Here is an 18646-nt window from a genome sequence, read left to right as displayed (position 1 = left end):
ACGGTTCGCCGCATAAATATCAATGTGACATTACTAGGGCGATTGTTTAGGATGGCGACCATAAGGTCAATAGTTTGGCACAAACTAGATAGCTAAAAAATCAAGCCAAATATTTGACGTCAATGCATTTATAGACTACGCCCCCAGATTGGCAGCGCTAATAGCGCGCTGCGAAATGGATTTGTCGAAACGGATCGCCGGAGAAAATTTTAATGAGCAGTGTTGTTGCCACCGTCAAAAGCATTGTTGGTCAAGTTTTCGTAATTTCTCCGGAAGGTGCTCGCCGCGTCCTCGTTGAAGGTGATCGCTTGTTCGCGGGTGACCAGATCGACACCGGTATGTCGGGCGCCGTGAGCCTGGAGCTGGCCGACGGCCGCATCCTGGACCTGGGCCGTGACACCCAGTGGAGCGCCGATATGCCGGACTCCACCGCCGACCTGGCGGCGGCCAGCGAGCAAGCCGCGCCATCGGTGGCCGAGTTGCAACAAGCCATCGCCGCCGGCGCCGACCCGACCACCGAGCTGGAAGCCACCGCGGCTGGCGCAAACGCTGCCGGTAACGGTGCCGCCGGGGGTGGCCATAGCTTCGTGGTGCTGGATGCGACCGCCGGCCGCGTCGATCCCACCATCGGCTTCCCAACCGGCACACTTGGCCAGGGCACTTCGGCTCTCAACGCGCTGACCGGCGCCCCAGGCTCCGCTGACGCGGGCAACCTGGTGCTGCAGCCGTCGACCCTGTCCGTGAGCGCAACGCCCACCATCACCGAAGCCGGTGGTGTGCTGACCTACACCGCCACCGTGACCAGGCCCTCCACCAGCGACCTGACCGTCACCTTGTCCAATGGCGCGGTGATTACCATCCCGTCCGGCCAACTGACCGGTACGGTCAACGTTCCCCTGGCCCCTAACGACACCCCCTACAACGACCCGAGCCAGATCAGCGTGGGCGTTACCGGCACCAGCGGCGGCGGCAACCTGGTGTTGACCATCGACCCTAACCCGGCCGTGACGCAGATCACCGACACCATTGACACCACCACGGTCACCCTGACCGCTGGCTCGTCCGTGACCGAAGGCGGCCAGATCACCTACACCGCCACCTTGACGAACCCGGCGCAGACCCCGGTGAACGTCACCTTGAGCAATGGCTCGGTGATCACCATCAAGGCCGGTGAGTCGACGGGGACCGTGGTCGTTGATACGCCAGCTAACGACGTCTACAACAACGGTTCGACGATCAGCACCACCATCACGGGCGCAACGGGCGGCAACTTCGAGAACCTGGTACCGAATACCACGCCTGCGGTCACCACCATTACCGATTCGATCGACACCACCACGGTCACCCTGACCGCTGGTTCGACCGTGACCGAAGGCGGCCAGATCACCTACACCGCCACGCTGACCAACCCGGCGCAGACCCCGGTGAACGTCACCTTGAGCAATGGCTCGGTGATCACCATCAAGGCCGGCGAATCGACAGGCAGTGTTGTCGTTGATACGCCGGCTAACGACGTCTACAACAACGGTTCGACGATCAGCACCACGATCACGGGCGCAACGGGCGGCAACTTCGAGAACCTGGTACCGAATACCACGCCTGCGGTCACCACCATTACCGATTCGATCGACACCACCACGGTTACTTTAACCGCTGGTTCGACTGTGACCGAAGGCGGCCAGATCACCTATACCGCCACGCTGACCAACCCGGCACAGACGCCAGTGAACGTCACCTTGAGCAATGGCTCGGTGATCACCATCAAGGCCGGTGAGTCGACGGGTAGCGTTGTCGTTGATACGCCAGCCAACGACGTCTACAACAATGGCTCGACCGTCAGCACCACCATCACCGGCGCAACGGGCGGCAACTTCGAGAACCTGGTACCGAATACCACGCCTGCGGTCACCACCATTACCGATTCGATAGACACCACCACGGTTACTTTAACCGCTGGTTCGACTGTGACCGAAGGCGGCCAGATCACCTACACCGCCACCCTGACCAACCCGGCGCAGACGCCGGTGAACGTCACCTTGAGCAATGGCTCGGTGATCACCATCAAGGCCGGTGAGTCGACGGGTAGCGTTGTCGTTGATACGCCGGCTAATGACGTCTACGTCAACGGCAGCACCGTCAGTACGACGATCACCAGCGCGACTGGCGGCAATTTCGAGAGCCTGGTGCCGAGCACCACGCCAGCGATTACCACCATTACCGATTCGATCGACACCACCACTGTGACGCTGACAGCGCCAACCGAGGCGAACGAAGGTGGTCAGGTTACGTATACCGCCACGCTTTCCAATAAAGCGGGCACTGATGTCACGCTGAAGTTGGATAACGGCTCCTCGATCACGATCAAGGCTGGCGAAACTGTTGGCACCGTGACTGTGCCTGCGCCTACCGATGACGTGTTCATCGACAAGAGTACGCAGACCGTTCAGATCACTGAGACCTCTGGCGGCAACTTCGAGAAATTGGAAGTTGCAGGTAATGGCGCAACCACCACGATCAACGACACCCTCGACAAAGTCGATGTGGTTCTGACGGCCACCACCACCGTTGGTGAAGGCGGCAATATCGTCTACACCGCCAGCCTTGTGGATAAGAACGGCGCGCCGGTGACTAACATCACCAACCCGTTGACCGTCACTTTGGATAACGGTCAGACCATTACCATCGGTGTTAACCAATCCAGCGGCACCGTTACTACCGTGGCGCCAGACGATATTTATAAAGGCGATCAGACCGTCACTGCTGCTATCAAGGGTGTGACCGGTGGCGAGCATTTCGAGAACTTGGTTCCTGGTACTACCCCGGTTAATACCACCGTTACGGATACACCAGGCACTGACAACACCACTACGGTGACGCTGACCGCTCCGACCGAAGCGAGCGAAGGTGGTCAGATCACCTACACCGCGACCTTGAGCAACAAGGCCGGTACTGACGTCACGTTGAAGCTGGATAACGGCTCTTCGATCACTATCAAGGCCGGAGAAACTGTTGGCACCGTAACTGTGCCCGCCCCTACCGATGACGTGTTTATCGATAAGAGCACCCAGACCGTTCAAATCACCGAAACCACTGGCGGCAACTTCGAAAAACTGGAAGTTGCAGGTAATGGCGCAACCACGACGATCAACGACACCATCGACAAAGTCGATGTGGTTCTGACGGCCACCAACACTGTTGGCGAAGGCGGCAATATCGTTTACACCGCCAGCCTTGTGGATAAAAACGGCGCGCCGGTGACCAACATCACCAATCCGCTGACCGTGACTTTGGATAACGGCCAGACCATCACTATTGGCGTAAACCAATCGAGCGGTAGCGTTTCGGTTCTAGCTCCTGATGATGTGTACAAGGGCGACCAAACCGTCACCACCGCCATCAAAAGTGTCACTGGTGGCGAGCACTTCGAAAATCTGGTTCCAGGTACTACCCCGGTTAACACCACCGTTACTGATACACCGGGCACCGATAACACCACTACCGTAACGCTGACAGCTCCGACCGAAACGAATGAGGGTGGCCAGATCACCTATACCGCGACCTTGAGCAATAAGGCCGGTACTGACGTCACGCTGAAGTTGGATAACGGCTCTTCGATCACCATCAAGGCTGGCGACACGGTTGGCACCGTAACCGTGCCCGCGCCTACCGATGACGTGTTCATCGATAAGAGCACCCAGACCGTCAAGATCACCGACGCTTCGGGCGGCAACTTCGAAAAACTGGAAGTTGCAGGCAACGGCGCAACGACCACGATCAACGACACCATCGACAAAGTCGATGTGGTTCTGACGGCCACCAACACTGTTGGCGAAGGCGGCAATATCGTTTACACCGCCAGCCTTGTGGATAAAAACGGCGCGCCGGTGACCAACATCACCAATCCGCTGACCGTGACTTTGGATAACGGCCAGACCATCACTATTGGCGTAAACCAATCGAGCGGTAGCGTTTCGGTTCTAGCTCCTGATGATGTGTACAAGGGCGACCAAACCGTCACCACCGCCATCAAAAGTGTCACTGGTGGCGAGCACTTCGAAAATCTGGTTCCAGGTACTACCCCGGTTAACACCACCGTTACTGATACACCGGGCACCGATAACACCACTACCGTAACGCTGACAGCTCCGACCGAAACGAATGAGGGTGGCCAGATCACCTATACCGCGACCTTGAGCAATAAGGCCGGTACTGACGTCACGCTGAAGTTGGATAACGGCTCTTCGATCACCATCAAGGCTGGCGACACGGTTGGCACCGTAACCGTGCCCGCGCCTACCGATGACGTGTTCATCGATAAGAGCACCCAGACCGTCAAGATCACCGACGCTTCGGGCGGCAACTTCGAAAAACTGGAAGTTGCAGGCAACGGCGCAACGACCACGATCAACGACACCATCGACAAGGTCGATGTAGTCCTGACCGCGACCACCACCGTTGGCGAAGGCGGCAACATCGTCTACACCGCCAGCCTTGTGGATAAGAACGGCGCACCGGTGACCAACATCACCAACCCGTTGACCGTGACTTTAGATAACGGCCAGACCATCACTATTGGCGTAAACCAGTCGAGCGGTTCTATCACCACCATCGCGCCAGACGATGTCTACAAAGGCGACCAGACCGTCACTACCGCCATCAAAGGCGTGACCGGCGGCGAGCACTTTGAAAATCTGGCTCCAGGTACTACCCCGGTTAATACCACCGTTACGGATACACCAGGCACTGACAACACCACTACGGTGACGCTGACCGCTCCGGCCGAGGCAAACGAAGGTGGCCAGATCACCTATACCGCGACCTTGAGCAATAAGGCCGGTACCGACGTCACGTTGAAGTTGGATAACGGCTCTTCGATCACCATCAAGGCCGGCGACACGGTTGGCACTGTGACCGTGCCTGCGCCTACCGATGACGTGTTCATCGATAAGAGCACGCAGACCGTCAAGATCACCGACGCTTCGGGCGGCAACTTCGAAAAACTGGAAGTTGCAGGCAACAGCGCAACGACCACGATCAACGACACCATCGACAAGGTGGATGTAGTTCTAACTGCTACCACCACCGTTGGTGAAGGCGGCAACATCGTCTACACCGCCAGCCTTGTGGATAAGAACGGCGCACCGGTGACCAACATCACCAATCCGCTGACCGTGACTTTGGATAACGGCCAGACCATTACCATCGGCGTAAACCAGACTAGCGGTAGCGTTTCGGTTCTTGCTCCTGATGATGTTTACAAGGGCGACCAGACCGTCACCACCGCCATCAAAGGTGTCACTGGTGGCGAGCACTTCGAAAATCTGGTCCCTGGCACTACAGCGGTGAACACCACCGTTACCGATACACCGAGCACCGATAACACCACCACCGTTACACTGACAGCGCCGACCGAGGCGAACGAAGGTGGGCAGATTACGTACACCGCCACGCTTTCCAACAAAGCGGGCACTGACGTAACACTGAAACTCGACAACGGTTCAAGCATCACCATCAAGGCCGGCGACACTGTTGGCACTGTGACCGTGCCCGCCCCTACCGATGACGTGTTCATCGATAAGAGCACCCAGACCGTCAAGATTACTGACGCTTCCGGCGGCAACTTCGAAAAACTCGAAGTGGCAGGCTCCGGCGCAACGACCACGATCAACGACACCATCGACAAGGTGGATGTAGTTCTAACTGCTACCACCACCGTTGGTGAAGGCGGCAACATCGTCTACACCGCCAGCCTTGTGGATAAGAACGGCGCACCGGTGACCAACATCACCAACCCGTTGACCGTGACTTTGGATAACGGCCAGACCATCACCATTGGCGTAAACCAGACTAGCGGTAGCGTTTCGGTTCTTGCTCCTGATGATGTTTACAAGGGCGACCAGACCGTCACCACCGCTATCAAGGGTGTTACCGGCGGCGAGCATTTCGAGAATCTGGTCCCTGGCACTACCGCGGTGAACACCACCGTTACGGACACTCCGGGTACCGACAACACCACCACGGTTACGCTGACTGCGCCAAGTGCCGTTAACGAAGGCGGCCAGATCACCTACACCGCGACCTTGAGCAACAAGGCCGGCACCGACGTCACGCTGAAGTTGGATAACGGTTCGTCGATCACGATCAAGGCTGGCGAAACTGTTGGCACCGTGACTGTGCCTGCGCCTACCGATGATGTGTTTATCGATAAGAGCACCCAGACCGTCAAAATCACTGACGCTTCCGGCGGCAACTTCGAAAAACTGGAAGTTGCAGGCAATGGCGCAACGACCACGATCAACGACACCATCGACAAAGTCGATGTCGTCCTGACCGCCACCACCACCGTTGGCGAAGGCGGCAACATCGTTTACACCGCCAGCCTTGTGGATAAAAACGGCGCACCGGTGACCAACATCACCAATCCGTTGACCGTGACTTTGGATAACGGCAAGACCATCACCATCGGTGTGAATCAGTCGAGCGGCTCCATCACCACCATCGCGCCAGACGATGTGTACAAAGGCGATCAAACCGTCACCACCGCCATCAAAGGCGTGACCGGCGGCGAACACTTTGAAAATCTGGTCCCAGGTACCGATAACGTCACCACAACTGTGACTGATACACCGGGTACCGATAACACCACTACCGTGACGCTGACGGCTCCAACCGAGGCGAGCGAAGGTGGTCAGATTACGTACACCGCGACCTTGAGCAACAAGGCCGGTACTGACGTCACCTTGAAGCTGGATAACGGCTCTTCGATCACGATCAAGGCTGGCGACACCGTCGGTACTGTGACCGTGCCCGCCCCTACTGATGACGTGTTTATCGATAAGAGCACTCAGACCGTTCAGATCACCGAAACCACCGGCGGCAACTTCGAAAAACTCGAAGTCGCAGGCAATGGCGCAACGACCACGATCAACGACACCATCGATAAAGTCGATGTTGTCCTGACGGCCACCACCACCGTTGGCGAAGGCGGCAACATCGTCTACACCGCCAGCCTCGTGGATAAAAACGGCGCGCCAGTGACTAACATCACCAACCCGCTGACCGTCACCCTCGATAACGGCAAGACCATCACTATCGGCGTAAACCAGACTAGCGGTAGCGTTTCGATTCTTGCTCCTGATGATGTCTATAAAGGCGATCAAACCGTCACCACCGCTATCAAGGGTGTGACCGGCGGCGAGCACTTCGAAAATCTGGTTCCAGGTACTACCCCGGTTAACACCACCGTTACTGATACACCGGGCACCGATAACACCACTACCGTAACGCTGACAGCTCCGACCGAAGCGAATGAGGGTGGCCAGATCACCTACACCGCGACCTTGAGCAACAAGGCCGGCACCGACGTAACGCTGAAACTCGACAACGGTTCAAGCATCACCATCAAGGCTGGCGAAACGGTTGGCACCGTAACCGTGCCCGCCCCTACCGATGACGTGTTCATCGATAAGAGCACTCAGACCGTTCAGATCACCGAAACCACCGGCGGCAACTTCGAAAAACTAGAAGTGGCAGGCAGCGGCGCGACCACCACCATCAACGACACCATCGATAAGGTTGATGTAGTTCTGACCGCCACTAACACCGTTGGTGAAGGCGGCAACATCGTCTACACCGCCAGCCTTGTGGATAAAAACGGTGCGCCGGTGACTAACATCACCAACCCGTTGACCGTGACTTTGGATAACGGCCAGACCATCACCATTGGCGTAAACCAATCGAGCGGTAGCGTTTCGGTTCTTGCTCCTGATGATGTTTACAAAGGCGACCAGACCGTCACTACTGCTATCAAAGGCGTAACCGGCGGCGAGCACTTTGAAAATCTGGTGCCGGGTACTACGGCGGTGAACACCACCGTTACGGATACCCCAGGCACCGATAACACCACCACGGTTACGCTGACTGCGCCAAGTGCCGTTAACGAAGGCGGCCAGATCACCTACACCGCGACCTTGAGCAACAAGGCCGGTACTGACGTCACGCTGAAACTCGACAACGGTTCAAGCATCACCATCAAGGCTGGCGACACGGTTGGCACCGTAACCGTGCCCGCGCCTACCGATGACGTGTTCATCGATAAGAGCACTCAGACCGTCAAGATCACCGACGCTTCCGGCGGCAACTTCGAAAAACTCGAAGTTGCAGGCAATGGCGCCACCACCACGATCAACGACACCATCGACAAAGTCGATGTCGTCCTGACCGCCACTACCACCGTCGGCGAAGGCGGCAATATCGTCTACACCGCCAGCCTTGTGGATAAAAACGGCGCACCGGTGACCAACATCACCAATCCGCTGACCGTGACCCTAGACAACGGCAAGACCATCACCATCGGTGTGAATCAGTCGAGTGGTTCTATCACCACTATCGCGCCAGACGATGTGTACAAAGGCGACCAGACTGTCACCACCGCCATCAAAGGCGTCACTGGCGGCGAGCACTTCGAAAACCTGGTCCCTGGCACTACCGCGGTGAACACCACCGTTACGGACACACCAGGTACCGACAACACGACTACTGTCACCCTGACTGCACCAAGTGCCGTTAACGAAGGTGGCCAGATCACCTATACCGCCACCTTGAGCAACAAGGCCGGTACTGACGTCACACTGAAACTCGACAACGGTTCAAGCATCACCATCAAGGCTGGCGACACCGTTGGCACCGTAACCGTGCCTGCGCCTACCGATGATGTGTTCGTCGATAAGAGCACTCAGACAGTCAAGATCACTGAGACTACTGGCGGCAACTTTGAGAAGTTAGAAGTTGCAGGCAACGGCGCAACCACCGCGATCAACGACACTATCGACAAAGTTGATGTGGTCCTGACGGCGACTACTACCGTTGGAGAAGGCGGCAATATCGTTTACACCGCCAGCCTTGTGGATAAAAACGGCGCGCCGGTGACCAACATCACCAATCCGCTGACCGTGACCCTGGATAACGGCAAGACCATCACCATCGGCGTAAACCAGTCGAGCGGTAGCGTTTCGGTTCTTGCTCCGGATGATGTCTATAAAGGCGATCAAACCGTCACTACCGCCATCAAAGGCGTGACCGGCGGCGAGCATTTCGAGAATCTGGTCCCTGGCACTACCGCGGTGAACACCACCGTTACGGACACACCAGGTGCTGACAACACCACTACTGTGACGCTGACAGCGCCAAGTGCCGTTAACGAAGGTGGTCAGATCACCTACACCGCGACCTTGAGCAACAAGGCCGGTACTGACGTCACGCTGAAACTCGACAATGGTTCAAGCATCACCATCAAGGCTGGCGACACTGTTGGCACTGTGACTGTGCCCGCTCCTAGCGATGACGTGTTCATCGATAAGAGTACCCAGACCGTCAAGATTACTGACGCTTCCGGCGGCAACTTCGAAAAACTCGAAGTCGCAGGTAACGGCGCAACCACCACCATCAACGACACCATCGACAAAGTTGATGTGGTCCTGACCGCCACTACCACCGTCGGCGAAGGCGGCAATATCGTCTACACCGCCAGCCTTGTGGATAAGAACGGCGCGCCGGTGACTAACATCACCAACCCGTTGACCGTCACCTTGGATAACGGCAAGACCATCACCATCGGTGTGAATCAGTCGAGTGGTTCTATCACCACCATCGCGCCAGACGATGTGTACAAAGGCGACCAGACTGTCACCACCGCCATCAAAGGCGTCACTGGCGGCGAGCACTTCGAAAACCTGGTCCCTGGCACTACCGCGGTGAACACCACCGTTACGGACACACCAGGTACCGACAACACGACTACTGTCACCCTGACTGCACCAAGTGCCGTTAACGAAGGTGGCCAGATCACCTATACCGCCACCTTGAGCAACAAGGCCGGTACTGACGTCACGCTGAAACTCGACAACGGTTCAAGCATCACCATCAAGGCTGGCGAAACCATCGGCACCGTAACCGTGCCTGCGCCTACCGATGATGTGTTCGTCGATAAGAGCACTCAGACGGTCAAGATCACTGAGACTACTGGCGGCAACTTTGAGAAGTTAGAAGTTGCAGGCAACGGCGCAACCACCGCGATCAACGACACTATCGACAAAGTTGATGTGGTCCTGACGGCGACTACTACCGTTGGCGAAGGCGGCAACATCGTTTACACCGCCAGCCTTGTGGATAAAAACGGCGCACCGGTGACCAACATCACCAATCCGCTGACCGTCACCTTGGATAACGGCAAAACCATCACCATCGGTGTAAATCAATCGAGCGGTAGCGTTTCGGTTCTTGCTCCAGATGACGTGTACAAGGGCGACCAAACTGTCACCACCGCTATCAAAGGCGTAACCGGTGGCGAGCACTTTGAAAATCTAGTGCCGGGTACTACGGCGGTGAATACCACCGTCACGGACACACCAGATACCGACAACACCACTACTGTGACGCTGACAGCGCCTAACGCTGTTAACGAAGGTGGCCAGATCACGTACACCGCAACGCTCTCCAACAAAGCTGGCACTGATGTAACGCTGAAGTTGGATAACGGCTCGTCGATCACTATCAAAGCTGGCGAAACCGTTGGCACCGTGACTGTGCCTGCGCCTACCGATGATGTGTTTATCGATAAGAGCACCCAGACCGTCAAGATCACCGACGCTTCCGGCGGCAACTTCGAAAAACTCGAAGTTGCAGGCAATGGCGCAACGACCACGATCAATGACACGATCGACAAAGTCGATGTCGTCCTGACCGCCACTACCACCGTTGGCGAAGGCGGCAACATCGTCTACACCGCTAGCCTTGTGGATAAAAACGGCGCACCGGTGACTAACATCACCAATCCGTTGACCGTCACCTTGGATAACGGCCAGACCATCACCATCGGCGTAAACCAGACTAGCGGTAGCGTTTCGGTTCTTGCTCCTGACGATGTGTACAAGGGCGACCAAACTGTCACCACCGCTATCAAGGGTGTGACCGGCGGCGAGCATTTCGAGAATCTGGTCCCTGGCACTACCGCGGTGAACACCACCGTTACGGACACTCCGGGTACCGACAACACCACTACTGTGACGCTGACAGCGCCAAGTGTCGTTAACGAAGGCGGCCAGATCACGTACACCGCGACCTTGAGCAACAAAGCCGGTACTGATGTAACGCTGAAGTTGGATAACGGCTCTTCGATCACTATCAAAGCTGGCGAAACCGTTGGCACCGTGACTGTGCCTGCGCCTACCGATGATGTGTTTATCGATAAGAGCACGCAGACCGTTCAGATCACCGAAACCACTGGCGGCAACTTCGAAAAACTCGAAGTCGCAGGCAACGGCGCAACCACCGCGATCAACGACACTATCGATAAAGTCGATGTTGTCCTGACGGCCACCACCACCGTTGGCGAAGGCGGCAACATCGTCTACACCGCCAGCCTCGTGGATAAAAACGGCGCGCCAGTGACTAACATCACCAACCCGCTGACCGTCACCCTCGATAACGGCAAGACCATCACTATCGGCGTAAACCAGACTAGCGGTAGCGTTTCGGTTCTTGCTCCTGACGATGTGTACAAGGGCGACCAAACTGTCACCACCGCTATCAAGGGTGTGACCGGCGGCGAGCATTTCGAAAACCTGGTCCCTGGTACGACGGCAGTGAACACTACTGTCACCGATAACCCGGGCACCGATAACACCACCACCGTGACGCTGACCGCTCCAACCGAGGCGAGCGAAGGTGGTCAGATCACCTACACCGCTACCTTGAGCAACAAGGCCGGTACCGACGTCACCTTGAAGTTGGATAACGGCTCTTCGATCACCATCAAAGCTGGCGAGACCGTCGGTACTGTGACCGTGCCTGCGCCTACCGATGATGTGTTTATCGATAAGAGCACCCAGACCGTCAAGATCACCGACGCTTCCGGCGGCAACTTCGAAAAACTGGAAGTTGCAGGCAACGGTGCAACCACCACCATCAACGACACCATCGACAAAGTTGATGTGGTCCTGAACGCCACTACCACCGTCGGCGAAGGCGGCAACATCGTCTACACCGCCAGCCTTGTGGATAAAAACGGCGCACCGGTGACTAACATCACCAATCCGTTGACCGTCACCTTGGATAACGGCCAGACCATCACCATCGGCGTAAACCAGACTAGCGGTAGCGTTTCGGTTCTTGCTCCTGACGATGTGTACAAGGGCGACCAAACTGTCACCACCGCTATCAAGGGTGTGACCGGCGGCGAGCATTTCGAGAATCTGGTCCCTGGCACTACCGCGGTGAACACCACCGTTACGGACACTCCGGGCACCGATAACACCACCACGGTTACGCTAACTGCGCCAAGTGCCGTTAACGAAGGTGGTCAGATCACCTACACCGCGACCTTGAGCAACAAGGCCGGTACCGACGTCACGCTGAAACTCGACAACGGCTCAAGCATCACCATCAAGGCTGGCGAAACTGTTGGCACCGTAACCGTGCCCGCCCCTACCGATGATGTGTTTATCGATAAGAGCACCCAGACAGTCAAGATCACCGACGCTTCCGGCGGCAACTTCGAAAAACTGGAAGTTGCAGGCAGCGGCGCGACCACTACGATCAACGACACCATCGACAAAGTTGATGTTGTCCTGACCGCCACCACCACCGTCGGCGAAGGCGGCAACATCGTCTACACCGCCAGCCTTGTGGATAAAAACGGCGCACCGGTGACCAACATCACCAATCCGCTGACCGTCACCTTGGACAACGGCAAGACCATCACCATCGGTGTGAATCAGTCGAGTGGCTCCATCACTACCATTGCGCCGGATGATGTCTATAAGGGCAATCAAACCGTTACCACCGCCATCAAAGGCGTGACTGGCGGCGAGCATTTCGAGAACCTGGTGCCTGGCACTACGGCAGTGAACACCACTGTCACCGATACCCCCGGTACCGACAACACCACCACCGTGACGCTGACGGCTCCGGCCCAGGCAAACGAAGGTGGGCAGATTACGTACACCGCCACGCTCTCCAACAAAGCTGGCACTGATGTAACGCTGAAGTTGGATAACGGTTCGTCGATCACGATCAAGGCTGGCGACACTGTTGGCACCGTAACCGTGCCCGCGCCTACCGATGACGTGTTCATCGACAAGAGCACCCAGACCGTCAAGATCACTGAGACTACTGGCGGCAACTTCGAAAAACTCGAAGTTGCAGGCAATGGCGCAACGACCACGATCAACGACACTATCGACAAAGTTGATGTGGTCCTGACCGCCACTACCACCGTCGGCGAAGGCGGCAATATCGTCTACACCGCTAGCCTTGTGGATAAAAACGGCGCGCCGGTGACCAACATCACCAATCCGCTGACCGTGACCCTGGATAACGGCAAGACCATCACCATCGGCGTAAACCAGTCGAGCGGTAGCGTTTCGGTTCTTGCTCCGGATGATGTCTATAAAGGCGATCAAACCGTCACTACCGCCATCAAAGGCGTGACCGGCGGCGAGCATTTCGAGAATCTGGTCCCTGGCACTACCGCGGTGAACACCACCGTTACGGACACACCAGGTACCGACAACACGACTACTGTCACCCTGACTGCACCAAGTGCCGTTAACGAAGGTGGCCAGATCACCTATACCGCCACCTTGAGCAACAAGGCCGGTACTGACGTCACGCTGAAACTCGACAACGGTTCAAGCATCACCATCAAGGCCGGCGAAACCGTCGGTACCGTGACTGTGCCTGCGCCTACCGATGACGTGTTTATCGATAAGAGCACCCAGACCGTCAAGATCACCGACGCTTCCGGCGGCAACTTCGAAAAACTGGAAGTTGCAGGCAACGGCGCAACCACCACGATCAACGACACCATCGACAAAGTCGATGTGGTTCTGACCGCCACCACCACCGTCGGCGAAGGCGGCAACATCGTCTACACCGCCAGCCTTGTGGATAAAAACGGCGCACCGGTGACCAACATCACCAATCCGCTGACCGTCACCTTGGACAATGGCAAAACCATCACCATCGGTGTGAATCAGTCGAGCGGCTCCATCACCACCGTAGCGCCAAACGACGTCTACAAAGGCGACCAAACCGTCACCACCGCCATCAAAGGCGTGACCGGTGGCGAGCACTTCGAGAACCTGGTGCCGGGCACGACGGCGGTGAACACCACTGTCACCGACACACCAGGCTCCACCGACTTGACCACCGTCACCTTGACCGCCCCGACTGCGGTCAACGAAGGCGGCCAGATCACCTACACCGCCACCTTGAGCAACAAGGCCGGCAGCGACATGCTGGTCCAGCTCGACAACGGTTCGAGCATCACCATCAAGCAAGGTGAGACCGTGGGCACGGTGACCGTCCCGGCGCCTACCGATGACGTGTTCATCGACAAGAGCACCCAGACCGTCAAGATCACCGGCACCACCGGCGGCAATTTCGAGGGTGTGACCATCACACCTGCGGGCGCCACGACCACCGTCAACGACACCATCGACGACGTGACCGTGGTACTCAAGGCCACTGGCTCGGTCAGCGAAGGCGGGCAGATCGTCTACACCGCGTCCCTGGTCGACAAAAACGGCGCAGCCGTGAACAACGTGGGCTCCGACCTGGTGGTAAGGCTGGATAACGGCTCGACCATCACCATCGGCAACGGCAAGTCCACCAGCTTCACGACGGCTACCGCACCGAACGATGCCTATATCGGCGCCAATGATGTCAGCGCCAAGATCACCAGCGTGGTCAGCGGTGGCGACAAGTACGAGCATCTGATTGTTGACGGCAACCCCGCGGTCACCAAGGTCACGGATGTAGTGACTGATACCAAAATCAGCATTACGGGCGACGGTTCGGTCACTGAAGGTGGCACCGCCCACTACACCCTGACCTTGACCAACCCGCCGCAAACCGACGTGACCGTGACGCTCAAATACAGCGGCACCGCCACTGACGGTTCGGACTTCACTGGCGTGTACACCGTGAAGATCCCGGCAGGCTCCAGCAGCGTGCCGTTTGATATCCGCACGCTCGACGACAAGATCACCGAACCTACGGAACAGATCGTTATCACCATCGACAAGGTCACCGGGGGCAACTTCGAGAATCTGGTGATCGACAAAGGCACCGTCACCACCAACATCCTCGACAACGATGCGCCGCCGGTGCTCGACCTGGATGCCAACAACTCCAGCGGCGCCACGGGTGCTGATTACAAGACGACGTTTACCGAGGGTACCGCCGGGCCGGGCGTGTCGATCGCCGACACGGATATCAAGATCACTGACCCAGACAGCACACTGCTGACGGGCGCGACGGTCACGCTGACCAACGCACAGGCCGGTGACGCCCTGAACCTGGGCAATAGCGTGAATGGCATCAGCGTCAGCACCAACAACCAGACGGGGACTATTACCCTGACGTTGTCCGGCAGCGCGACGCTGGCTGACTACATGCAGCGTATCCAGAACATCACGTTCACCAACAACAGCCACGACCCGAGCACCACGCCGCGCACCATCACCGTGACGGTGACCGATGGCGGCAACTACTCCAACGTGGCCACCACCACCGTCAACGTGGTGGCGGTCAACGATGCGCCAGTGGCCACTGGCGGTGCCGTGACCGGTACGGAAGACACCGCGCTGGCCCTGACCTGGGCCAACTTCGGCGTGAGCGATGTGGACTCGCCGCAAGCCAGCCTCGGGGTGAAAATCACCGAGCTGCCGGTGGCCGGCAAGCTGCAATACCTGGCGGCGGACGGCAGCACCTGGACCAACGTGACCAGCGGCCAGACCTTTACCAAGGCCCAGATCGACGGCGGCCAACTGCGCTTTACGCCGAACGCCAACGAGTCCGGCGCCGACGGTTATGGCGGCACCGGTGTGGGTAACAAGCAGGCGGATTACGCGCAGTTCAAATTCCAGCCAACCGATGGCAAGGACCTGGGTACCAGCGCCACGGTGAAAGTCGATATCACCCCAGTGGCCGACGCACCGACCCTCAGCGTGGCCGACAACAACGTTGCCTCGACCGGGCTGGTCAAACAGGGCTGGAACAGCATCGCCGGCCTTGGAAACAACGGCAACGGCGCTGCGCCAGACGTACTGAAAAAAGCCATCGACAACGCGGGCACACCCAACAACACCTCTGTGGTGACCAACGTCGAGTCCGTCGACAACGTCGCCGCCGGCTCGGGTTCCAAGATCTCCGGTCTGATCTATATGGAAGCGGGCAAGAGCTACACCTTCAGCGGTATCGCCGATGACAGCGTGGTGGTCAACGTTGGCGGTAAAGATGTTGCCAGCGGTTTGTGGGGCACCAACAGCGGCAAGTTCAGCGGCTCGTTCACGCCAACCACCACCGGTTACTACAGCCTTGAGATCTACCAGGCCAACCAGGCGGGGCCTGGCAGCTTTGACGTCAACCTGTCGGTCAACGGCGGGGCGGTGCAGAACCTGAGCACCAGCACCGTGCCGCTGTACACCGGCCTCACCGACCTGACCAACGCCGGCGTAACCCTGTCCGACCTGCATGGCAGCAACGGCGACGGTTACTACGTGGGCTACAAGCTCAACGAAGGCCAGGAAAACGGCACGGTCAAATTGTCCAAGGTCACCACCGCGCTGACCGACACCGACGGCTCCGAAACCCTGAGCGTGAAGATCAGCGGCATTCCGGCAGGCTCGGTGCTTACCGACGCATCGGGGCACACCTTTACCGCGGGTAAAACCGTGGGCGAAGTGAATGTCACCGGCTGGGACCTGAACACCCTGACCATCAAGCCGCCGACCTACTACAGCGGCCAGTTCAACCTGACGGTCACCTCGACTTCCACCGAGAGCATCGGCGGTTCAGCGACCACCACCGCGCAATTGCCCGTCACGGTGCATCCGGCGACCTACAATTCGGTCACCGGCACCTCGGGCAGCGACACCATCAATGGCAGCGATGGCAACGACATCGTCGTGGCCGACATCGCCGGCCTGAACGTGGTGCAGGGCAAGAACTACAACATCGCGTTCATGATCGATACATCGGGCAGTATGGGTGCGGACTCGATAGCAGCGGCAAAAACCTCGCTGACCACCACGTTCAACTCGCTGAAAAACAGTATCGGCGCCAGCACTTCTGGCACTGTGAATATCTTCCTGGCGGATTTCAGCGACCAGGTCAATCGCACGGTGACAGTCAACCTGAAAGACCCAGGTGCATTGGACTCGCTGCAGAAAGTCCTGGATTCCATGGTGTCTACCGGCGGGACCAACTACGAAGACGTGTTCAAGGCCGCGGCCAACTTCTTCAAGAGTGCCCAGGCGACTGGCAACACTGGCGCTATCAATACAACGTACTTCATCACCGATGGTCAGCCGACGTTTTACCAAGCGTCCGAGCAGACCAACCCATACTTGTACGGCAACGTCAGGCTCGATGATGTCGTCACCATGAACAACTACACCATAGGTACCGCCACCCGGATCAACATCGATTCGAATAACTACCTTGATATCAACTCTGCCGGCAAGGTAACCCTCTGGTCTTACGGCTGGGGGTACAACAAGGGAATCATCCACGCCCAAGGGGATGGCACCTATGAAATATCGGTGCAAGGCGGCCTCGGCTACGATACCGACTACTCCACCACCCTCAACTCCAACAGCGCGTTCGCACTGCTTAAAGGTCTGTCCACAGGTGGCGTAGAAGCCATCGGCCTCAACAGTGGGGTCAGCCTGAATCAGTTGGCACCGTACGACAGCGATGGCAAGCCACAGGCCAACATCGATCCGAAGGACCTGGCCAACGCTATCCTCGGCCACACAGAGGCGACGTTGCCGGGCGCGGACACCGTCAGCGGTGGCGACGGCAACGACATCCTCTTCGGCGACCTGGTGAGCTTCAGTGGGATCAATGGCGAGGGTTACAACGCGCTGCAGGCCTTTGTCGCACAGAAGACCGGCGTGGCTGTCTCGGCAGTGACTGCCTCTAACGTTCACCAGTACGTCACCGAGCACTATGTGGACTTCGACGTCTCCGGCGCCAAAGATGCCGGCGATACACTGCTGGGCGGCGCTGGCGATGACATCCTGTTCGGCCAAGGCGGCAACGACACGCTCGATGGCGGCAAAGGCAATGACATCCTGCTGGGTGGCACCGGCAACGACACGTTGATTGGCGGCCAGGGCAACGACATCCTGATCGGTGGCTCGGGTGCCGACACCTTTGTGTGGAAGTCTGGCGACATCGGCAACGATGTGATCAAGGACTTCAAGGCCTCGGAAGGCGACCGCATTGATCTGCGTGATTTGTTGAAAGGTGAAACCGACAGCACCATCGACAACTACCTCAAGATCACCACGGTAGACGGCGTGTCGACCCTGCAAGTGAGCAGTGAAGGCAAGCTCAACGCCGCCGGTGGCCTGGCCAATGCCGATGTGACGATCAAGCTGGAAGGCAACGATTGGTCCCACACCAGCATCAACTCGCTGATCAGTGGTGCCGACCCGACCATCAAGATCGACCACACTTAAGACACGATTAATCGGCCGCCCTTTCAGGCGGCCGATTTTTTGGCCTGCGGGCCGCTGGCTCTGGCGGACGGTGCATCGCATACTCACGCCCATACACGCAGCGTTGACCTATGCTG

At 57.7% G+C, this 18646-nt stretch carries 1 protein-coding gene; it reads left to right on the top strand.

Annotated features, from left to right (window positions below):
* Window positions 1–212 precede the first annotated feature (212 nt).
* Window positions 213–18530, top strand: a complete 18318-nt coding sequence (locus ACWHXD_RS00645) for a retention module-containing protein (protein WP_499083428.1) — start codon at window positions 213–215, stop codon at window positions 18528–18530.
* Window positions 18531–18646 lie beyond the last annotated feature (116 nt).

The organism is Pseudomonas fjordensis, assembly GCF_976987115.1.
The sequence above is the reverse complement of the archived record's forward strand: the minus strand, read 5'-3'. Positions and strand labels throughout refer to the sequence as shown.